18 protein-coding genes are annotated in these 20,119 nt (G+C 65.1%); 6 read left to right on the top strand and 12 right to left on the bottom strand.

The window, feature by feature from the left end:
* Positions 1–55 precede the first annotated feature (55 nt).
* A complete protein-coding gene (locus ACR9Y6_RS06125; protein WP_481280494.1) occupies positions 56–1,150 on the top strand; it encodes an efflux RND transporter periplasmic adaptor subunit in 1,095 nt (364 codons plus the stop codon).
* The gene (locus tag ACR9Y6_RS06120) at positions 1,147–4,209 is read left to right on the top strand and encodes an efflux RND transporter permease subunit (protein WP_481280493.1); all 3,063 of its coding nucleotides are present in this window, start codon (positions 1,147–1,149) and stop codon (positions 4,207–4,209) included. Before ACR9Y6_RS06125 ends, ACR9Y6_RS06120 begins: the two co-directional genes overlap by 4 nt.
* Here ACR9Y6_RS06120 and ACR9Y6_RS06115 read toward each other — a convergent pair.
* The gene (locus ACR9Y6_RS06115; RefSeq protein ID WP_481280492.1) at positions 4,184–4,810 is read right to left on the bottom strand and encodes a phosphatase PAP2 family protein; all 627 of its coding nucleotides are present in this window, start codon (positions 4,808–4,810) and stop codon (positions 4,184–4,186) included. The two genes, ACR9Y6_RS06120 and ACR9Y6_RS06115, sit on opposite strands and share 26 nt — an antisense overlap.
* Before the next feature lie 55 nt (positions 4,811–4,865).
* On the opposite strand from ACR9Y6_RS06115, the gene ACR9Y6_RS06110 reads away from it, so the two are divergent.
* The gene (locus ACR9Y6_RS06110; protein WP_481280491.1) at positions 4,866–5,303 is read left to right on the top strand and encodes a low molecular weight protein-tyrosine-phosphatase; all 438 of its coding nucleotides are present in this window, start codon (positions 4,866–4,868) and stop codon (positions 5,301–5,303) included.
* Here ACR9Y6_RS06110 and ACR9Y6_RS06105 read toward each other — a convergent pair whose 3' ends face one another.
* The 7 genes from ACR9Y6_RS06105 to ACR9Y6_RS06075 all read right to left on the bottom strand — a co-directional run bounded on the left by ACR9Y6_RS06105 (position 5,304) and on the right by ACR9Y6_RS06075 (position 12,171).
* Positions 5,304–7,523, bottom strand: a complete 2,220-nt coding sequence (locus tag ACR9Y6_RS06105; RefSeq protein WP_481280490.1) for a YjbH domain-containing protein — start codon at positions 7,521–7,523, stop codon at positions 5,304–5,306.
* Positions 7,523–8,314: a capsule biosynthesis GfcC family protein gene (locus ACR9Y6_RS06100; protein WP_481280489.1), complete on the bottom strand. Its 792-nt coding sequence runs from the start codon at positions 8,312–8,314 to the stop codon at positions 7,523–7,525. Before ACR9Y6_RS06100 ends, ACR9Y6_RS06105 begins: the two co-directional genes overlap by 1 nt.
* A complete protein-coding gene (locus ACR9Y6_RS06095; protein WP_481280488.1) occupies positions 8,311–8,976 on the bottom strand; it encodes a YjbF family lipoprotein in 666 nt (221 codons plus the stop codon). Before ACR9Y6_RS06095 ends, ACR9Y6_RS06100 begins: the two co-directional genes overlap by 4 nt.
* Before the next feature lie 8 nt (positions 8,977–8,984).
* Positions 8,985–10,322, bottom strand: a complete 1,338-nt coding sequence (locus ACR9Y6_RS06090) for a UDP-glucose dehydrogenase family protein (RefSeq protein ID WP_481280487.1) — start codon at positions 10,320–10,322, stop codon at positions 8,985–8,987.
* A 45-nt stretch (positions 10,323–10,367) separates the two neighbouring features.
* Positions 10,368–11,483, bottom strand: coding sequence for a polysaccharide biosynthesis/export family protein (locus tag ACR9Y6_RS06085; RefSeq protein WP_481280486.1), 1,116 nt, complete (start codon positions 11,481–11,483; stop codon positions 10,368–10,370).
* Between the two features lie 127 nt (positions 11,484–11,610).
* Positions 11,611–11,943 (bottom strand): hypothetical protein, encoded by a 333-nt coding sequence (locus ACR9Y6_RS06080; RefSeq protein WP_481280485.1) that lies wholly within the window; start codon positions 11,941–11,943, stop codon positions 11,611–11,613.
* 102 nt (positions 11,944–12,045) lie between these two features.
* Complete coding sequence (locus tag ACR9Y6_RS06075) at positions 12,046–12,171, bottom strand: hypothetical protein (protein ID WP_481280484.1); 126 nt, start codon at positions 12,169–12,171, stop codon at positions 12,046–12,048.
* A gap of 182 nt (positions 12,172–12,353) precedes the next feature.
* Here ACR9Y6_RS06075 and ACR9Y6_RS06070 point away from each other — a divergent pair, with 182 nt between their 5' ends.
* The 3 genes from ACR9Y6_RS06070 to ACR9Y6_RS06060 are packed head-to-tail and all read left to right on the top strand — an operon-like array spanning position 12,354 to position 16,020.
* Positions 12,354–13,805: an undecaprenyl-phosphate glucose phosphotransferase gene (locus ACR9Y6_RS06070; RefSeq protein WP_481280483.1), complete on the top strand. Its 1,452-nt coding sequence runs from the start codon at positions 12,354–12,356 to the stop codon at positions 13,803–13,805.
* A gap of 53 nt (positions 13,806–13,858) precedes the next feature.
* Positions 13,859–14,836, top strand: coding sequence for a UDP-glucose 4-epimerase GalE (gene galE, locus ACR9Y6_RS06065; RefSeq protein WP_481280482.1), 978 nt, complete (start codon positions 13,859–13,861; stop codon positions 14,834–14,836).
* Positions 14,812–16,020, top strand: coding sequence for an acyltransferase family protein (locus ACR9Y6_RS06060; protein WP_481280481.1), 1,209 nt, complete (start codon positions 14,812–14,814; stop codon positions 16,018–16,020). The genes galE and ACR9Y6_RS06060 overlap by 25 nt, the downstream gene beginning before the upstream one ends.
* A 44-nt stretch (positions 16,021–16,064) precedes the next feature.
* Here ACR9Y6_RS06060 and ACR9Y6_RS06055 read toward each other — a convergent pair whose 3' ends face one another.
* From ACR9Y6_RS06055 to ACR9Y6_RS06040, 4 genes are read right to left on the bottom strand one after another with little or no spacing between them, the layout of a single operon-like run.
* Positions 16,065–17,552, bottom strand: a complete 1,488-nt coding sequence (locus tag ACR9Y6_RS06055; RefSeq protein WP_481280480.1) for a right-handed parallel beta-helix repeat-containing protein — start codon at positions 17,550–17,552, stop codon at positions 16,065–16,067.
* Between the two features lie 15 nt (positions 17,553–17,567).
* Positions 17,568–18,389 (bottom strand): glycosyltransferase, encoded by an 822-nt coding sequence (locus tag ACR9Y6_RS06050; protein WP_481280479.1) that lies wholly within the window; start codon positions 18,387–18,389, stop codon positions 17,568–17,570.
* On the bottom strand, positions 18,386–18,895 hold the full coding sequence (locus ACR9Y6_RS06045) for a serine O-acetyltransferase (protein ID WP_481280478.1): 510 nt from the start codon (positions 18,893–18,895) through the stop codon (positions 18,386–18,388). Before ACR9Y6_RS06045 ends, ACR9Y6_RS06050 begins: the two co-directional genes overlap by 4 nt.
* The gene (locus tag ACR9Y6_RS06040; RefSeq protein ID WP_481280477.1) at positions 18,888–20,093 is read right to left on the bottom strand and encodes an O-antigen ligase family protein; all 1,206 of its coding nucleotides are present in this window, start codon (positions 20,091–20,093) and stop codon (positions 18,888–18,890) included. Before ACR9Y6_RS06040 ends, ACR9Y6_RS06045 begins: the two co-directional genes overlap by 8 nt.
* Positions 20,094–20,119: the final 26 nt, after the last annotated feature.

Below are 20,119 nucleotides of genomic sequence, written 5' to 3'. Positions count from 1 at the left end.
ACAAATTGGTCACTGGATACCACAGTGGCGACTTTCCCAGCTCTGGAAAGCCGCCATGCGTCGCCTCTCGGTCCCGCTCCCCCTCATCGTTCCCCTGGCGATCCTGGGGGCCGTGACGCTGGCCGGGTGTTCGCGAACGGAAGCTGATCCCAGGACGGAGGCTCCTCTGGTCCGGACGCAGACGGTCGGCGCCGCGGTTGCCGCCGATCGTGCTTTTTCCGGCGTGATCAGCGCACGCGTGCAAAGCGATCTCGGCTTCCGGGTTCCCGGCAAGGTGGTGGAACGGCTGGTCGATGCCGGGCAAACCGTGGTGCGGGGCCAACCCCTGATGCGGATCGACCGCACCGACCTGGCGTTGGCGATCACGGCCTCCGCCGGGGCGGTGGAGGCGGCCCGCGCTCAAGCGATACAAACCGCCGCCGACGAAAAGCGTTTTCGCGAGCTGGTGGTGAAAGGCGCGGTATCCGCCTCGGCATACGACCAGGCGAAGGCGGCATCCGAGGCGGCCGCCGCGAGACTGCGCGCGGCGGAGGCGCAGGCGAAGGTTTCCTCCAACGAAGCCGGTTATTCGACGCTGCTGGCCGACGCGGACGGGACGGTCGTCGACACCCTGGCCGAGCCGGGCCAGGTGGTGGCGGCAGGGCAGGTGGTCGTACGGCTCGCTCACGCGGGCCCTCGCGAGGCGCTGGTCAACCTGCCGGAAACCCTGCGTCCGGCGATCGGCTCGACGGGGCGCGCGACGGTTTTCGGCCAGGGCACGAAGGACAGCGCGGCACGGCTGCGCGTGCTATCCGATGCGGCCGATAACGCGACCCGTACGTTCGAGGCGCGGTACGTGCTGGAAGACGACGCCGCGAAGGCGCCGCTTGGCGCGACCGTCGTCGTGCATATTCCCCGCGATGACGAATCGGCCATGCAGGTACCCGTCGCGGCCATCCTCGACCGGGGCAAGGGTCCGGGCGTCTGGGTGGTGCAGGGTGCACAGCCGACGGTGACCTGGCGCGCGGTTCGCCTGGGCGACCTCGGTGACGAGAACGTCGCCGTCACGTCGGGACTGAAGCCGGGCGATCGCTTCGTGGCGCTCGGTGCGCACCAGTTGCATGAGGGCGAACGCGTGCGGCCGGCCGCTGTCGATGGGGCGTCCCGATGAGTGGATTCAATCTATCGGCGCTGGCGGTGCGCGAACGCTCGGTGACGCTGTTCCTGATCGTGGCGATCTCGGTCGCCGGCATTTACGCCTTTCTGCACCTGGGGCGCGCGGAAGATCCGAGCTTCACCGTCAAGGTCCTCACGGTGGTCGCGGCCTGGCCAGGAGCGACCGCGCAGGAAATGCAGGACCAGGTGGCCGAGCCGCTCGAAAAGCGCCTGCAGGAATTGAAATGGTACGACCGTAGCGAGACCTTCACGCGTCCCGGGCTGGCGTTCACCACGCTGACCTTGCGCGATGACACGCCACCCAGCGACGTACCCGAAGAGTTCTACCAGGCGCGCAAGAAGCTCGCCGACGAGGCGGCCCGCCTGCCACCGGGTGTCGTCGGCCCCCTGGTCAACGACGAATACGCGGACGTGACCTTCGCCCTCTATGCGCTCAAGGCGCCGGGCGAACCGCACCGCGCGCTGGTCCGCGAGGCCGAGTCGCTCAGGCAGCGGCTCCTGCACGTCGCGGGGGTGAAGAAGGTGAACATCATCGGCGAGCGCCCGGAGAAGATCTTCGTGGAGTTCTCGCATGATCGCCTGGCGACGCTCGGCATAGCCCCTTCGGCACTCTTCGGGGCACTGAATGACCAGAACCTGCTGACGCCCGCGGGGTCGATCGATACGAAGGGACCCCAGGTCGTCGTCCGGCTCGACGGCGCGTTCGACGACTTGCGCCGTATCGAGGAAACGCCGGTGGTGGCGAACGGACGGACGCTTCGCTTGGGCGACATCGCCAGCGTACGCCGTGGCTATGAAGATCCGCCGACCTTCCTCATCCGCAACCAGGACGAACCCGCACTCGTTCTCGGCGTGGTGATGAAGGACCGTTATAACGGTCTCGAACTCGGCAAGGCCCTCGAACAGGAGGCGACGCGGATATCCGCGAGCCTGCCGTTGGGACTGTCCTTTACCAAGATCACCGACCAGGCCGTCAACATCGCCGAGGCCTACGACGAGTTCATGCTCAAGTTCTTCGTCGCGCTCGCCGTCGTGATCGCGGTAAGCCTGGCGAGCCTCGGGTTCCGCGTGGGCATCGTCGTCGCCGCCGCCGTGCCGCTGACGCTTGCCGCCGTGTTCGTCATCATGCTGGTCACCGGGCGCGATTTCGACCGCATCACCCTCGGCGCCCTGATCCTTTCGCTCGGGCTGCTGGTCGACGACGCGATCATCATCATCGAGAGCATGGTGGTGAAGATGGAGGAGGGCCAGGACAGGGTGGCGGCAGCGACCTACGCCTGGGGCCATACCGCGGCACCGATGCTGGCGGGCACGCTGGTGACGGCCATCGGCCTCATGCCGGTCGGCTTCGCCAAGTCCACAGCGGGCGAGTACGCAGGCAACATTTTCTGGGTGGTCATGTTCTCGCTGCTGACCTCCTGGGTCGTCGCGGTCGTGTTCACGCCCTATCTCGGCGTGAAGTTGTTGCCGGACATTCCGCCGGTGAAGGGCGGGCACGCCGCGATCTACGACACGCCACGCTACCGTCGGCTCCGCGGCTTGATCGCGTGGTCCGTTCGCCGCAAGCGTACCGTCGCGCTTTCCGTGCTGGGTTTGTTCGTGGTGTCCGCGCTGGGCATGGGCCTGGTGAAGAACCAGTTCTTTCCCGCATCCGATCGTCCTGAAGTCCTCGTCGAGGTGCAGATGCCGGAGGGCACGTCGATCGCCGCGACCAGCGAGGCCGTGGCGAAGGTGGAGGCATGGCTGAAGAAACAGCCGGAAGCAAAGATGGTCACCAGCTACATCGGGCAGGGCGCGCCTCGCTTCTACCTGGCGATCTCCCCGGAACTGCCCGACCCGTCTTTCGCGAAGATCGTCGTCCTGACGGACAACGAGGCCACGCGCGAGGCCTTGAAGCTGCGTGTCCGGCAGGCGGTGCAGGATGGTCTCGCACCGGAAGCCCGCGTGCGCGCCACCCAGATCGTGTTCGGGCCGTACTCGCCTTTCCCCGTCGCTTTCCGCGTCTCCGGGCCCGACCAGGAAAAAGTGCGCGCCATCGCGGAACGGGTCAGGGAGACGATGTCTAGGGACCCGGCCATGCGTGGCGTGAATATCGACTGGGGCGAGCGCGTGCCCACGGTGCATTTCGTGATGGACCAGGAACGCCTCCATGCGATCGGTCTCAGTTCGCAAGAGGTATCCCAGCAACTCCAGTTCCTGTTGACCGGCGTCACGATCACGCGTGTGCGGGAGGACATCCGTTCCGTCGATGTCGTCGCGCGCAGCGCGGGCGAATCGAGGCTCGACCCCGCGCGCCTGGCAGGCTTTACCCTCGTCGGTTCGGCGGGGCAGCGCGTGCCGCTGGCGCAGGTCGGAACCGCCGAGGTGCGCATGGAAGACCCCATCCTTCGCCGGCGCGATCGTGTCACCACCATGACGGTGCGCGGCGATATCGGCGAGGAGTTCCAGCCACCGGATATCTCCATGCGACTGATCGAGGCATTGAAGCCGGTCGTCGCCACGTTGCCGCAGGGTTATGCGGTCGACACGGCCGCCGCGCTGGAGGAAGCCGGCAAGGCGAACAAGGCGCTGGCGGCGATTTTCCCGGTCATGCTCCTGTTGATGATGATCGTCATCGTGTTCGAGGTGCGTTCGATCTCGGGCATGCTGATGATCCTCGCGACCGCGCCGCTGGCCCTCGTGGGCGTCGTGCCGACGCTGATCCTGTTCAACCAGCCCTTCGGTTTCAACGCGATCCTCGGTCTCATCGGGCTGGCGGGCATCATCATGCGCAATACGCTGATCCTGATCGGGCAGATCCACGCCAACGAGCGCGAGGGGCTGGATACTTACCACGCCGTGGTCGAGGCCACGGTGCAGCGTGCGCGGCCGGTGATCCTCACGGCGATGGCGGCGGTGCTGGCCTTCATCCCGCTGACGTTCTCGGTGTTCTGGGGTTCGCTCGCCTATACGCTGATCGGTGGAACGATCGGCGGTACCGTCCTCACGCTGGTCTTCCTGCCCGCGCTGTATGCGTTGTGGTACCGCATCACCCCAGCCCCACGCGCCGCGTGAACACGTTCGGATGGCCGCTCAGCCATAGCGCGATGTCCTGCAACACGTGCTGCGAGGGAAACACGCGGCCATAACAGGCCAGGCCGATCGCCAGGGCGCCGCCGCCGAGCAGGGCGAGGCGCCACGGATCGGCGGACCTGGCGGGGGTGCCGCGAAGCGTCAGTCCGCGCAGGAACCAGGTGACCACGGCGGTGCCGAGGATCGCGCCCAACCAGACTTCCGACGGGCTGTGCACTTTCAACACCAGGCGCGAGACAGCGACGGCCGCGCCCATGCATGCACCGAGCGCGATCATGGACAGGCGCTGTCGCCGTGTGCCGCCCAGGGAAAGGACGCCCGCGAGGGTGGGCCATACCAGGATGGCGAGTGCCGTGTGTCCGCTGAAGCCGGTGTAGTTCAGTCCGGGAGGCCCGATGCCCCAGGCCATGAACAGCAGCTTGGAAAGCATCACGCCACCTCCGCATACCGCCGCGGCGATCACCCAGCGGCGTGCGTCGCGCCATCCTGGCGTGGGCAGCAGCAGGCAGATCGCGATCCATGCGATCAACGGCAGCAGCAATGCGCTGTCGCCGAAGCTGGTGATGGCGGTCCATATCGTCATGCGTCGCGTTCGATCCGTTTCATGTGCAGCGTATCCATCGTCTATGATGCCGTCTATGTTCCAGCGAATACTCATTGCCTGCGTGGGCAACATCTGCCGCAGTCCCACGGCGGAATACCTCTTGCGCCACCGCCTGGGCGAAGGCCGCGACGTGCAGATCGGCAGCGCCGGCCTCAGCGCCATGACGGGCTATCCCATGGATGAGACCGCGCTTCAATTGTTGCGGGAGCACGGCATCGACGGAGAGCCGCACCGGGCCCGCCAGTTGGATACGGCGCTCCTGCGCCAGGCCGACCTGATCCTCGCGATGGAGAAAAGCCATGTCGCCGCCATCGGCCGGATGGCGCCGGAGGTCAGCGGCAAGGTGTTCCTGCTGGACCGCTGGGTGGAGGGCAGGGACGTTCCCGACCCGTACCGCCAGCAGCGTCCCGCCTATGAACATGTCTACGGCCTGATCGACCGTGGCGTGGACAGTTGGTTGCGTTACCTCTAGTTACTCGCTGATCTTGCCGAGGTTCTTGTCGAACAGGTCGCTGTCGAGGTCGTTGGTCAGCGTATATAGCGTGTAACGCTTGTTCAGGCGCGCGCCACCGTCACGGATCAGCGGTTGCCAGAGCAGGGTGGCGCGGCTGCGCGACGAGTGTGGCAGCAGCATGTCGAACGGGATCGACACGTAGATTCCCTTGTCGAAGCTGCCTTCGCCATAGCCGGCACTGCCCGACTTGTTGGTGATCGTGGCGTAGGCGCCCATGCGCGCGCCGTTGGCGAACTCGCGCGACACGTCGATGGTGGTGCCCCAATCGCCGGCGAGATAGCGGCCCACGCTTACCGCCAGGGTCACATTATGGAAGCCGGTATCCAGGTAACCGGTCGCCTGTCCGGTGATGATGTGGTACCGCCTGAACGAGAAGTCCTGGTCGAAGCCGCGCTGCTTCACCCAGTTCACGTCCGCGCCCACCGCCCAGCGTTCGCCGAAGGGACGGTACAGCACTTCGCCGCCGGCGCCGCCGTACATGCTCTCCAGCATGCCGGCGTAGGCCATGCCGTAGAGGTCCTGGCCCAGGCGATGCGTGCCGGTGAGCTGGAAGTTCGGCACGGTGAGATCGGAGCTGGTGAGGTACTGGCGAAGGTTCGTGCGCACGCGTGGGAGGTTGCTGGGCGCGTCGTACTTGAACTTGTCGTAGTTGTTGAAGAGATTGAGCGAGACGACACCGTCGAGCCAGAGGTTGCGGGTGAAATTGAACGTGCCCGAAGCCGCACCGTAAACCTGGTAGAGGACGAAGGCGTCCGGGCCGCCGAGGTTCTGCTGGTAGCCGAGCGAGAACCCGCCGCTGAAGCGTTTCAGCGGCGCGCGATAGAGCACTTCTTCCTCGCGCGCCGTCACCGGGTCTTGCTCGATGCTGCGGCGGAACGTGGGAAGGTCGATGCGATGGTCGAGCAGTTCAAGGAAACGCGGCCGGTGCACGCTGGTTTCCACGGTCTTCAGGCCGTTGCGTTCGCTGGCCACGGTGAGCCAGTCGATGCTGCGATCCACGCGGTTGTCGATGATGCGCGTGGCGCGGCCGACACCCTCGGCGCTGTAGAAGAACCGATCCTGTTGGCCGTGGATCACCAGTTCCGAACCACGGCGGCCGATGCTGCTGACGTTGATGCCGGCATTGTCGCGCAAGGCGGTGGCCACCTCCGGCCAGTCGACCTGTTCCGGCGCCGTACGCGTCGCTGGATGGGTGGGAGTGTCGGGAGAGACCGGATTGGCCGAGGCCGGGCTGGCTGGCGGTGTTTCGACCGGCGTGGACTCGAAGGCGACTGGCTCCGGCTTGGGATCGTACGTCTTCGGCGGATCGACGTGGGTGGCGAGATTGCTATGCAGGTTGATCGCCGCGGTCGCCACCTCGCCGCGCTCGTATCCCAGCGTCAGGTCGACATTGCGATTCAGGCGGAACACGGCGCCCAGGTTGACCGGCCAGCGTTGCGGTTGATTGTTGTTCTGCGGTTGGTGCTTGTAGTCATTGCCATCGAGTTCCGCCTTCAAGAGCAGCCATTGCCAGGGCGAGCGGTACTCGATGCCGCCGAAGAAGCCCGGACGTCCACGGAAGAACTTGTTGGTGCTGAACTTGCCTGTGCCGGTGCCGCTGGTGGGCCGCGTCTCGAACCGGTCGCTGATGAAATTCAGCGGATTGGCGATGTCGCCGCGTGCCCCCATGTAGCCCCAGGCCAGGCCGAGGCTGAAATCGAATGGCCCGGCGCGCTTGCTGGTCACCACGTATTCGCTGGAGAACAGGCCCGTGCCACCGATGTCGCGCGCGCCCACCGCCACCGCGGGCAGCCATCGGCTTTCCTCCCAGATCCTTACCTTCGCGTCGATCGACTTGTCCTTGTATGTCTGGCTTCCACTGAGCGAACGCGGTCCGTACAGCCGGTTGCTGACATTGGTGTAACGGAAGGAAGCCTCCAGCCACGGCAGCGGCTGCATCGACACGTTGTAGTTGGTATACGGCGTGGTCCGGCTCAGGACGAAGCTGAATTCGCCTTCGCGCGCCATGCGCGCGGTCGGCGTCTGCAGCAGGCCGACGCCACCGAAGTCGCTCTGCGTATAAACCTCTTGCGCATGCAGGGCGGTGACTCCTCCTGCCCACAGGACGAAGCCGGCACGGCAGCAACCGTGCAATGTCGTTCGCGGCACGGCGAGCCGTGGCAGGCGTGGCGCGCGCATTACCGCGAGCCCTCGTCACTCAGGAGCTGGGTCGCGATGAAATCGGCGACATCGCGGTTGAAGGTCTCATCGGCCGCACCGGCGATCGCATGCCGGTCGAACGGCACGTAGATCCATGCGCCCGGCGCGAGCGGTCGCGGCATGTCGCGGTTCCACAAGGCGATGTTCTGGGCGAAGACCGCGCCATCGGGTTGCACGACGTAGATCAGGTCGGGGTCCGCGGCGGCGGAGGCAGGGCAGCCGGCAAGGTAACGCCGCGCATCTTGCAACGGGACGTGCGGCAGGTGGCATGGCTTGTCCACCGCGCCGACCACGCGGATGTCCACGGGGCGCCGCGGATAGAACAGGGTATCGCCCTCGTGCACCGGCCAGTCCTCGGCGGGCGTCACCCCGAGCCGGGCGGGGTCCAGCGTCACGCCGGTGCGGCGACCGGTGATCGGTAGCGCGGAGATCCACGCCTGGAACGCCGCCGCCGCTTCGGCCAGGGACACGTTCCCACTGCCAAGGGCTTGCCGGCGGATGGCGCCGAGTTCGTAATCGACGCCGGCGCGAAGGCGCAACTGGTCGCGCCGCAACGCGGGCTGGAGCCACGCCGCGCCGAGGATATACGCCTCCGGATCGACCTTGGCCGCCACGGCCACGGCGGAAAGGCGTGCGTCGGAAGGATAGGCGGCCGAACCGGGCTGGCCTACCGCGCCCTGGGCGATGACCTGGATCGTCGCCGTCTGCGCCATCAGCGGCAGCACATGGGCGCACAGCAGCAAGCCAATCATGCGGGCGGCGCGATTCACGACGCATCCTCCCGGTAGGGCCGCAACTGGATCAGTTCGAGCGGAACGCCAGGAGCGATGTACTGCCTGCTTTTCCAGATGAAGCCGTCGGAGGGGTCCACCCAGTACCGGTTGGTCATGTGCGCGCCGTGGCCGGGCACGCTGAGTTGTTCATCGATGCGGCGCAAATGACGGACGGTGCCGAGGATCTCCACGTCCTCCAGCGCCTTCGGTTCGAGATGGGCCTGCACGACCACGCCGTATCGATAGCCTGGCGACCAGTCCATGCGCCGCGTGTAGTCGAGCGGCCCGTTCAACCGTTGCAGCCCTGTCGCGAAGGGATTACCGGAAGGGAAGGCCGAATCGTCGAGGTCCTGCGGCAGGCCGACGGTCTTCACCACCACCCCGTCGCGGGTGAACACGATGTCGTTGCCGGTGCCGTACCAGCCCAGTTGCCCGTTGCCGGTGCTGGCGAGGACGAGGATGGCCTCGCCCTCCGGCCCATTCACCTGGAGCTGGAAGTACGGCGTGGCGGCGACCGATGCCGCCGTCGGCTCGACCTTTTCGCCTCGCAACGCGAGGCGAACCGCCTCCAGGCTGCCCCGCGATACGGACGAACAGCCACCTGCAACCGCCAGCACCAGAGCCAGTCCGCCGAGGGAAAGGTATCGCAGCGCGAACACCGTGCCCTTCAGCGCTGCAGCGAACGGCCGCGGCCGATGCCGTAATAGGCGATGCCGGCGTCCTCGACCACGCGCGGATCATAAAGATTGCGGCCGTCGAAGATCGCCGGGGTTTTCAGCGCGGCCTTGATGCGTGCGAAGTCCGGGCTGCGGAAGGCTTTCCATTCCGTGACGAGGGCGAGCACATCGGCGCCTTGCAGGGTGTCGTACGCGTTGTCGCAAAGGACGAGGTCGTCGCGTTCGCCGTAGATACGCGTCGTTTCCGCGCGTGCCTCCGGATCGTAGGCGCGCACCTTGGCTCCGGCTTCCCACAACGCTTCCATCAGGCGGCGGCTCGGCGCCTCGCGCATGTCGTCGGTGTTGGGCTTGAAGGCCAGGCCCCACAGCGCGACTGTCTTGCCCGCCACGTCGCCATCGAAATGTTTCTGTATCTGCGCGAATAGGCGGGTCTTCTGTTGGGCATTGACCGCCTCGACCATGCCGAGCAGGCGCGCGTCGTAACCGTGGCCACGTGCGATACGTTCCAGTGCCTGCACGTCCTTCGGGAAACAGGAGCCGCCGTAGCCGGCGCCCGGGTAGATGAAGTGGTAACCGATGCGTGGGTCGGCACCGATACCCTGGCGGACCAGTTCGACATCGGCGCCGACGCGCTCGGCGATATTGGCAATCTCGTTCATGAAGCTGATCTTGGTCGCCAGCATCGCGTTCGCGGCGTACTTGGTCAGTTCGGCCGACCGTTCGTCCATCACCACCATACGATCGTGATTGCGGTTGAAGGGTGCGTACAACTTGCGCAGGCGAGCCACGGCGCGCTCGCTGGACGAGCCGACGACGATGCGGTCGGGCCGCAGGCAGTCCTCCACCGCGTCGCCTTCCTTCAGGAATTCGGGATTGGAGACCACGTCGAAATCCACCGCCGCACCGCGTTCACCCAACACGTCATCGATCGCCTTGCGCACACGGTCGGCCGTGCCGACCGGTACCGTGGACTTGTTGACGACCACCGCATAGCGGTCGAGGTGCTCGCCGATGGTGCGCGCCACGCTCAGCACGTATTTCATGTCGGCGCTGCCGTCCTCGTCCGGCGGCGTGCCCACCGCGATGAAGATGAGTTCGCCGTGTGCGATCGCCGGTGCGGGATCGGTGGTGAAATCCAGCTGGCCCGACGCATAGTTGCGTTTGACGATCGGTTCCAGGCCCGGTTCGAAGATGGGGATAACGCCGTTGCGAAGCCCATCGACCTTGGCCTGGTCGACATCGACGCAAACCACATGGTTGCCCATTTCCGCGAGGCAGGCGCCCGTGACCAGCCCAACATAACCGGTGCCGAAAATAGTGACCTTCATTTGTATCGCCTGTTTAGCAAGAAAATGTGGAGCCAGCCGCCTCTGTCAAAGCTGGCGATCGCGATCCAGGTTGTACTGGGCGTTGGCCGCGTTGCTGATCAGGCCGGACAGTGGAAGCAGCTGACTGATGAAACGGTTCCAGCGGGTGATCCCGGCGGGCCCGACGAAGACGACGTCGCCTGGCTTGACCGAGAACTTAGACGCCACCGCGAAGGCGGACGGCGAGGTGTTGTCGAGCTGGTAGATGGTCGCGGGCGCCTTTTCCATGTCCTCGACACCGCGGATCACATAGACGGCCTTGCCCTTGGCACTGGTCTGGTTGAGACCGCCCGCGCGACCCAGGGCCTGGGTGAGGCTGAGGTCGCTGGTCTTGAACGAAATGGCCTGTGGACGCAGCACCTCGCCGATCACGTATGCCTCGTGGCGGTCGTTGTAGGGCAGGTAGATGCTGTCGCCACCCTTCAGGTAGATGTCCTGCGGACCCTGCTGCGCATGCGACAGCGCGTCGAGGTCGAGGTGGTATTCGCGGTTGTCGCGGCGTAGCACGACATCGGAGAGGTCGGCCAGCTGCGCGTTGACGCCAGCGGCGCCTACCGCTTGCGCGAGCGTCAGCGGCGTCACCGTGATGTCCTGGGGGTCGGTCTTCACGAAGGCTCCGCCGAGCGTGACCTTCTGGCTCGCGTAGCTGACGATGCTGATGTCGACCTGTGGTTTCTCCACATACTTAGTCAGGCGATCGGTGATCGCCATGCGGAGTTCTTCCACGGTCAGGCCCGAGGCGTGGAGCAGGCCGACATACGGGTAGAACAGCGTCCCGTCGGGGCGCACCAGGCGGCCGTTCGCGGCCGTCTGCTGTTGCGAGCCCGCGGGCGACGTCAGCTCCGGGTGCTCCCATACGGTGATGTAGAGCGAATCTCCGGGGCCGATGCGATAGGAATCGGGCCGATAGGATGTCAGGGCGGGATCGATACCGGGCGTGACCGTGCTGGCACGGTCCATGGCGATCAGCTTGGGCGTGATGGGTACCAGCTGGTAGCGGCTGCCTGTCGCGCTTTCCTTGTCATTCAACTCCCCGGTTTTCATGTGCTGGCCGGGTGCGAGGATGCATGCGTGCAGTAACAGACAGCACCCGGCCAGACCGAGAGTCGGCAGGAACTTCATCGTTTACGGGATCCTTCAATCGAGGCGCCGCATGGCGAGACGCCGTCGACGTACTTAAACCGATCCATTATTAACGGTACTGGAACGTGATTGGACATTTAGACGTCCAGACTGTCGTTCAGGAAGATCAATGCGTTCCTCCTGTTCCGCCGGTGCCACCGGTTCCGCCCGTGCCGCCGGTACCTCCCGTGCCACCCGTGCCGTCGTTGCCGGTGCCGTTGGTGTCGTTCGCCGTGGCACCTGCCGCGGCTGCGACGGCGGCCGCGCCAGGGCCGACACGCGCAGGCGTGAGGGCGCCCTTAGAGGCCTGGCGTGCCTGGTTCGGTGTCGCTACACGCGGGTTTTGCGGGCTGTTTTGCGCGTTGTTCGACGGATTGGCTTCATTGGCCTGTCGCTGGCTCTGCGCCCATAGCGGTGCCGCGATGGCAAGAATGGTGCATGCAAAAAGTAAGCGTCTCACTGGCGTGTTCTCCGTGCGAGGGGAAGTGTGCGTACCACGTGCATGTACGCGTTCATGAACACATTCATGAATGAGCGCGAGTGCGCGCAGTACGCATTGCATTCACTGCCATCCCTCGTCGATGGTCAAGACAATCAGCTGAACAGCTGTTTCCGGCAACTGTTTTTGTGACACGCCCCGCAGAATCGACGCTGTCGGATTGCCCGCATTTTCGTCGCGATGCAGCATGCATCATCGCAACAAGCAAGTTCGAACACTTTCAGGCCGGACCCGGCGTTCAACGGGGTTCGGTCGAAAACGTGTTGGGCCATCCGGATTCCTAGGAACAGGACATGGCGGCCCTACAGGGGGCACGTACCTGGGCACGCCGGCATGGCCGGTCGTTGTCGCGTCGGCAGAGGGTACATGTCATGCAACTGACAAAATTCAATGCGTTACTGGATCTCGAGCTTCGTGCCGCCGATCCCCTTTGCGTGATCGGTGCGGCCTATCTGGCCTACTTCGTCCGTTTCGATACGTTAAGCATGAGCAGCGTATATGCTGTCGCGCTGATTATTCTGCTGCTCATGACGCTGGCGGCCTCGATCGTCTTCAAGGTCTACGAGCAGCCTCTCGGCGAGCGCCCCGTAAGCCAATTCTTGTGCATAGCAGCATCGTGGACCAGCGCGTTCGCGGGCATGATCGCGCTCGGTTATCTGCTCAAGGTCGGCGAGCTTTACTCGCGTGGATGGGTGTCGCTGACGTTCGTGCTGGGCCTCGTATTGATGGCATCGGTACGACTCGTCGCGGTGCTTTCGTTGCGTTACCTGCGCCATCGCGGCATCGGCATGAAGCGCTGCCTGCTCATCGGCGCCACCGAGGCGGGCATCCACATGGTTCGCCAGGTCGAGGACAACCTCGGCCTCGGCATGAAGATCACCGCATACGTCAAGACCAGCCACGACCACGGCGTTCCACCTGGCGTGCCGTTGGCCGGTTCGCTCCTGCATCTCGACGAGATCCTCGATCGTGGCGAGTGGGACCAGGTGCTTGTCGCCTTGCCCGTGAGTGCGAACCGCGCGATCAGCTACGTGCTCGATCGCATGGACGAGCGCGTGCTGACGGTGAAGTTCGTCCCGGACTTGCTGGGCAGGCAGTTGATCAATCACCGCATGGAAGACTGCGCGGGCGTGCCCCTGGTCACGCTTCGCGAGAGCCCCTTGCATGGGCATGCGTGGATCCTGAAAGCGATCGAGGATCGCATCATCGCCGGCGCCATCCTGCTGATGATCAGCCCGCTGATGTTGTTCCTCGCGATCGGCGTGAAGCTGTCCAGCCCCGGTCCGGTGCTCTACCGGCAGGTCCGCGTCGGCCTGGACGGCAAGGAATTCGAGATGCTGAAGTTCCGTTCCATGCCCGTGGACATGGAGAAGAACAAGAGCGTCCAGTGGGGCAATGCGCAGAGCAAGACGACCACGCGCTTCGGCCGTTTCATCCGGCAAACCAGCCTCGACGAGCTGCCCCAGTTCATCAACGTGCTCCGCGGCGACATGTCCATCGTGGGCCCACGCCCCGAACGACCCATGTTCGTCGAGAAATTCAAGGGCGAGATCGCCGGCTACATGCACAAGCACCTGGTCAAGGCCGGCATCACGGGATGGGCGCAGATCAACGGGTGGCGCGGCGATACCGACCTGGTGAAGCGCATCGAGTACGACCTCTACTACATCAACCACTGGTCGCTGGCGTTCGATCTTCGCATCATCTTCCTGACCATCTTCAAGGGCTTCATCCATAGCGAGGCGGGCGCATCGGTGCCGCTTCCGGCCGGTCCCTCGATGCCCGCGGCCACGGCCAATACGGCCAGTGAAGAAGCGGGCTAGGGACGCAGGCCGATCGCCTTCCCCCATCATTCAATCGCGAACTGAGGCAATCTTTGAAGTTTCTGATCTGTGGCGGCGCGGGATACGTGGGTTCGCACATGGTGCGATACCTGGTCGCGAACGGGCACGAGGTGGTCGTCTATGACGACCTTTCGACGGGCCACCGTGAAGCGGTGGATGCCGACGTGCCGTTCGTCCATGGCGATATCGGCGACGCGGTGACCCTGTGGCGTTTGTTTGCCACGCACACGTTCGACGCGGTGATCCATTTCTGCGCCCGGTCCCTGGTCGGCGAGTCGGTCATCGATCCTTACCAGTACTACCGGAACAACGTGGGCAACACCCTGGTGCTCCTGGCCGCCATGCGCGAAGCCGGTATCCAGCGCCTGGTCTTTTCCTCGACGGCGGCGGTGTTCGGGCATCCCAGGAGCGACACCATCGACGAGTCGCATCCCACCGATCCCATCAACCCGTACGGCCAGAGCAAGCTGATGATCGAGCGCGTGCTGGGCGACGCGGCCCGCGCATACGGCCTGCGTTCGGTGGCGCTGCGTTACTTCAACGCAGCCGGTGCCGACCCGTCGGCTTCCATCGGAGAGGCGCACCATCCCGAGACTCACCTCATTCCCAACGTGTTGAAGGCCGTGCTCGGCCAGAGCGCCGCCCTGAAGGTATTCGGCGATGACTACGACACGCGTGACGGCACCTGCGTGCGCGACTACGTCCACGTGAACGATCTCGCCTCGGCCCATTTGCTGGCCGTGCAGTTCCTCGAGGAGAACGAGGGCGCGTTCACGTTCAACCTCGGCAACGGCGAAGGCTTCAGCGTGCGTGAGGTGATCGCCGCCGCCGAACGCGTCACGGGAAGGCCGGTGCCGCACGCGTTCGCTCCTCGCCGTCCCGGTGACCCCGCGACGCTGGTCGCATCCAGCCTGCAAGCCCGGCAGCGCCTTGGCTGGCAACCACGGATCACGGCGCTGGACGATATCCTTGCCAGCGCGTGGCAGTGGCACCTCCAGCCGCGCTTCTGATCGTGCAGGCCCAACCGAAAGTTCAGCTCGACTTCATCGATGCGCTGCGCGGCCTGGCGATCATCGGCGTGCTGCTCAGCCATGCGCAGCGCAATGTGGAAATCTACCAGGCGATGGGCCACCAGGCGCTGATGTCGCCGTGGCTGAGCCGTTATGCGGCACAGGGTGCACGCGGCGTGCAACTGTTCTTCGTGGTCAGCGCGCTGACCCTGTTCCTCTCGGCAGGCAAGCGCAGCCGGGAGGAGACGCCCTGGCTGAACTTCTACGTGCGAAGGGTGTTCCGTATCGCGCCGATGTTCTATCTCGCGTTCGGCGTGTATTGCCTGGTCCCCGTGTTGCTGAAAGGGCAGGCGCTGCCACCCCTGGGCACGGTGCTAGGCACGCTGAGCTTCACCAACGGATGGAGCCCGGCCTGGTTGCTGGGCGCCAACGACGTGGTCCCCGGCGGCTGGTCGATCGGCGTCGAGATGTCGTTCTACATCGTCTTTCCGCTGGTGTTCCTGGCCTTGCGCAGCTTCCCGCGCGCCCTGGCCGCGCTGACGGTATGCTTGCTGCTCGCGGTACTCACGTGGCCCTGGCTGCTGAACCACCCGCCGATCGACGACGCGGAGCTGTGGCAGCGCTTCGCGTTCGTGTGGTTGCCCAACCAACTGCCGGTCTTCCTTTTCGGCATCTGCGCCTATTTCGTGATGTTCGGCCACGCAGGGAAGTTGTCGACGTTCTTCCGCGAGGGCGACCGGCGGCACAACGCATGCTGGTTCATGCTTTCCCTGGCCGTCCTGGCGCTGGTCCCCCAATGGTCGGACGATCCGCGGGCGGTGTTCCTGTACGCGGCGGCGTTCGCGCTGCTGGCCCTGTGTCTGTTTCGGCAGCCCTACCGTTGGCTGGTGAATCGTCCGCTGCAGCACATCGGCAAGATCAGCTTCAGCGGTTACCTGACGCACTTCTTCATGCTGCAGGTGGCGCGCAAGGCGCTGGCGGCGGTGCACGCAGGCGACCGCCTGAGCCCCGATCTCTACTTCCTGGCCACGGCCGTGCTCGCGTTGGCGGGTACGGTTCTGGTGTCGAGCGTGACCTATCGCTTCGTGGAAGTACCGGGCCAGGCACTGGGCAAGCGTGTCATCGAGATGCTGGCGGCGCGCCGTGCGCGTGACGCCCGCTCGGCGGAAGGCGCCGCGGGCTGATTCGACCGCTCAACCGGCCGATCGGCCGATCGAGTCGAGTCGGCTCAGGCCAGCCGCGCGATGAGATCCAGCGCGTTGGGTACGGGCTTGCCGTTGGCGAAGCATTCCTTGACCAGTGCGTTGACCTGGGCGAGCGACGGGCGGTGTGTCCTGAAGCGGTCCAGCATGGCGTCGTCGGCCTTGGCGAAGGACGTGCCGCCGCCTTTGCCGGCGTAGAAGTGGTTCTCGCCGAGCTTCGTCTGCGTCGCCAGTTGCATCTCCACGCCGGGGGTACGTGGCGCCACGACGATGTTGTCGTGGATGGCCGTGCTGTTCGGGACACCTTTCCAGCTGGTCGCCTTGAACACGGTGACCTCGGCGTCGGCGATGGGCTTCTGCGGAATGATGATGATGTTGTTGTAGATCTGGCTGCCATCCACCGGGCCCGAGATGCGCAGGGAAGCACTGCCGGTCTTGCGCAGGGCGTCGTTGATGCTCACGTTGAAGCGCACGATCGTTCCGGTATTGCCGATCTTGTCGCCGTCACGGCCGTCGTTGCAGACCAGGGCCATGCCGCCGGCGTTGTCGTGGCTGTAGTTGTACTGGATCACCGTATTGCGGCAGCGGAAATCGGCGTCGTAACCCTGGCCGTCGGCATAGGCCTTGTGGTCGCTGACCTCGTTGTACTGGATCAGGGTGTTGTCGCAGTCGAACGGCCAGATGCCGGCGGCCGCCTCGCCGCGGGGCAACTCGCCGCAGCGGCTCACGGTGTTGCGTTCCACCAGGGCGCCGTCGCAGCCCTTGACCAGGATGCAATCGCCAGGCACTTCGCTGATGCGATTCCCACGCACGATCACCCCCGTGGCCAGGCCGCCTGTGCGGTTGCCGGCGGCGAGGAAGAGGATGCCGTCGCGCTGGCTGCGCTCGATCGTGTTGTCGACGATCTTGAGGTCCTGGTATCGCGTGGGGCGGCCCGTGCCCTTCGCCTCGACCAGGACGGCGCTGCCACCGCCTTGCTGCTTGAGTGGCGATCCGTTGACGTCGTGGATGTGCAGGCCTTGCAGCACGATGCCGTGGGCGATTCCGAAGTCCTGGTGGAACAGGTGCACGCCGGTGCGGCGGGCACCCGGCTGCGGGCCCTGGTTGGAGATGGCCAGGTTGCGCAAGGTCCAGTACTCGACGTTCTGCAGGCGCACGGTGGAGGGCGCGCGGCCGTCCGCATGCAGATGAGGCGGCGCGCCCTCGCCGTAACCGTCGACGACGATGGGCGCTCCGTCGCGGCCCGAGCCTTTCGGCTGGAAGACACCGGGATAGTCTCCACCACGCTTGAACAGGATCTTGTCGCCGGGCCCGAAACTGGCCTGGTTGAGCCTGTCCAGGCTCCGCCAGGCCTGGGCGGGACTGGCGCCGTCGTGCCGGTCGTTTCCCGCCGTGCCGTCGACGTAGTAGCTCTTGCCGCCGGCGATGGTTGCGCCAAGGACGTCGCCCAGCGGCAGGGTGGCGAGGGCGGCCCCCGCCCACAGCGACCGGCAAAGAAAAGTTCGACGATGCATGCGGTACCTCCGGCGTCAGCGACGCTCGCTCAATGAATAGCGGTAGACGCCACCATGCTTCCTGAGCATGTAGGCGAAACCGGCGAGGTGCTTGATGGTGAGCTTCGAGAATTTGCGCGTGCGCCGCTTGTAGTCGTGCACGATGGAGATCTTCCGGCTGTAGTAGTTGCGCAGGCCCATCTTGCGCGTGCGCACGCAGAACTCCGCGTCTTCCGGTCCGAAGAAGATCCGGTCGTCGTAGCCCATCAGGAGGGCCGCGACGTCCTTGGTGAAGGTCTGGTTGGCACCCAGCACGTAGTCGACCTCGAGAGGGTCGTTGCTATCGTCGAAGCGCGTATCGAGCATCAGGTGCCGCTCTAGTTCACGCTTGACGAAGCCGAGCTGGCGGCTGATGGGGATGCGCGCGGCGATCGGCTGGTAGAAACGCGGGAACCGCCGGGTCGAATCCTGGCGGGTACGGTCGACGTTGAGCAGCTGGAAGCCGACCACGCCGGCGTCGGGATGCGCCTGGAAGAACGCATCGACGATGGCGCCCGGGTCTTCCGTCAGGAAAATGGTGTCGTTGTCCAGGGTCATGCAGTACTTGCCGCGTGCCAGGAACAGCCCGCGATTGCGCGCCGGTCCCACGCCGAAGTTGCGATCCAGCGGGAAGTAGCGGACCCGCGGCAGGGTGGCGACGAACTCGGCGCTGCCATCGCGAGAGCCATTGTCGACGACGATCACCTCGTCGCGTTCGAAGTCCACCTTGTCCATCAGCGAGAGCAGGCAGCGCTCGAGGTTCTCCCGTTCGTTCCAGGTGATGATGATGATCGACAATCTCACGTCGTCGGCGCTCATGACGATGCTCCAGCGGGGGGCGTGGTGGGGGAAGAACGATCGGTGCTGCCGCGCAGCGAGGAAGGGGTGATGACTTCGTTGGCTCTCACCACGAAGTTGTCCGGAATCACCACGGGGCCGAAAATGCACGCGCCCGTGCCGATAATGACGTTGTCGCCGATGATCGGCGTGCCGTCGCCCGGCCAGCGGTTGCCAATGCACACGCGGGCGTACATCGTGCAGTTGGCGCCTATCGTGGTCTTGCCGTTCACGATGATGCCGAAGGCGTGGTAGATCACCAGGCCCGGGCCGATCGTGGCGGTGGTCGGCAGGTAACACTTGAAGACGAACTCGGCGACCTTCTCCAGCACGCGCAACGGGGTGTGCAGGGGCGTGCCCCGAGCCGTGGCGATCAGGCGGTAGCAGAGGATCACCCAGAAGGACTGGTCGAGCATCCACCACAGCATGCCCCGGTAGCCGGGCAGGGAACGGAGGCGGCGGACGTCGGCGCGGAAATCGTCAAGCATGGGTCGGGTCCGGATGGGGCGGCGGCAGCGGGGATGCCTTCCGGGCGGCGGCGTCGATGCGTGCCTGGGCGCGCCGGGCGTCGGTGCGCGCATAGAACATGCCGACGAAGAACCAGAAATAGGCCTCGTACCCGCTGAACTCGATGAAGGCCAGCATCAGGTAACAGAGCAGGAAGGCCTTGATGTTGCGTTGCTGCCCTTCGGTCGGTCGCAACAGTATGTGCAACACCAGCGCCAGGAACAGCAACAGCGACTGCACGCCACCTTCGAGCAGGAATTGCAGGTAGATGTTATGGACGTTGTTCTCGACGAAGGTCAGGCCGGATATCTGCTCCATCAACGGCACGCCGTTGCCCACCCCATAGCCCAGCAGGTTCTGCTCCAGCGCGGCGGCGGCACTGTTCCAGAGCGCGAGACGGCCCACGTTCTTGTGTTCGAGTTGCGTCTCGGCCTGGAGGTTGAAGCGATCCAGCACGGGGATGTCGATGACCGACGACAGCACCAGGCCGCCGATCAGCACCATCATGGCGATGCCGAGGAAGGTGTACAGGTAGTAGTGACGGGTCTTGCGCGTGCGATAGGCGGCGATGCCGATGGATACCGCGGCACCGAGCAGGCCGGCGCGGGAAAGCATCATCCCGCTGGTGAGCAGGGCGATCCCCGCGGCGATCGGGTATACGCGGGTTCCGAGCAGGAGGATCGAGAGCAGGGCCAGCAGGCTGGCCTCGATGTTGCGCCCGCCCGTGGACATGTAGAGGATGCCCGAGGCTCCTTCGCTGCGGGCGTACACGGCGCCCAGTTGTCCTGCGTAGACGGCGTCGCGCAGGATGATGAAGACGATGCAGCAGCCGAGTATCCACACGAAGATCTTGCGCAGTTCCACGTCCTGCAATTTGCGGCCGAACACCACGCCCAGGAAATACGCCGCCGCCACGAACACGATCAGCGTGGAGCGCATGCCTCCGCCGTACGAGGCCGCCGCGGCCAGGGACGTGCCCATCATCGTGGCGATGAAGGCCGTCGCCGGGTTCAGCTTGAGGTAGCGTACGGCCGGCAGGTAGAGCAGCGGCATCAACAGCAGCAGCACATGGTAGACATTGACGTGCGACTTGCTGCTCGTGCTGTGCGTCAAGGGCACTTGCACGAAGATCATGGCCATCAACGTGACCGCCGCGGCGCGGGTGCGGTTGATCAGCATGGGTGGACCTGGACGGTGGGGAACGG

It is taken from the genome of Luteibacter sp. TLI7-4A (assembly GCF_056754745.1).
The sequence above is the reverse complement of the archived record's forward strand: the minus strand, read 5'-3'. Positions and strand labels throughout refer to the sequence as shown.

Bases quoted from the DNA above. Each gene is read 5' to 3' on its own strand.
- ACR9Y6_RS06125 (WP_481280494.1), top strand. From the start codon at position 56: ATGCGTCGCCTCTCGGTCCCGCTCCCCCTCATCGTTCCCCTGGCGATC.
- ACR9Y6_RS06120 (WP_481280493.1), top strand. From the start codon at position 1,147: ATGAGTGGATTCAATCTATCGGCGCTGGCGGTGCGCGAACGCTCGGTG.
- ACR9Y6_RS06115 (WP_481280492.1), bottom strand. From the start codon at position 4,810: ATGACGATATGGACCGCCATCACCAGCTTCGGCGACAGCGCATTGCTG.
- ACR9Y6_RS06110 (WP_481280491.1), top strand. From the start codon at position 4,866: ATGTTCCAGCGAATACTCATTGCCTGCGTGGGCAACATCTGCCGCAGT.
- ACR9Y6_RS06105 (WP_481280490.1), bottom strand. From the start codon at position 7,523: ATGCGCGCGCCACGCCTGCCACGGCTCGCCGTGCCGCGAACGACATTG.
- ACR9Y6_RS06090 (WP_481280487.1), bottom strand. From the start codon at position 10,322: ATGAAGGTCACTATTTTCGGCACCGGTTATGTTGGGCTGGTCACGGGC.
- ACR9Y6_RS06085 (WP_481280486.1), bottom strand. From the start codon at position 11,483: ATGAAGTTCCTGCCGACTCTCGGTCTGGCCGGGTGCTGTCTGTTACTG.
- ACR9Y6_RS06075 (WP_481280484.1), bottom strand. From the start codon at position 12,171: ATGCTGCATCGCGACGAAAATGCGGGCAATCCGACAGCGTCGATTCTG.
- ACR9Y6_RS06070 (WP_481280483.1), top strand. From the start codon at position 12,354: ATGCAACTGACAAAATTCAATGCGTTACTGGATCTCGAGCTTCGTGCC.
- ACR9Y6_RS06055 (WP_481280480.1), bottom strand. From the start codon at position 17,552: ATGCATCGTCGAACTTTTCTTTGCCGGTCGCTGTGGGCGGGGGCCGCC.
- ACR9Y6_RS06050 (WP_481280479.1), bottom strand. From the start codon at position 18,389: ATGAGCGCCGACGACGTGAGATTGTCGATCATCATCATCACCTGGAAC.
- ACR9Y6_RS06045 (WP_481280478.1), bottom strand. From the start codon at position 18,895: ATGCTTGACGATTTCCGCGCCGACGTCCGCCGCCTCCGTTCCCTGCCC.
- ACR9Y6_RS06040 (WP_481280477.1), bottom strand. From the start codon at position 20,093: ATGCTGATCAACCGCACCCGCGCCGCGGCGGTCACGTTGATGGCCATG.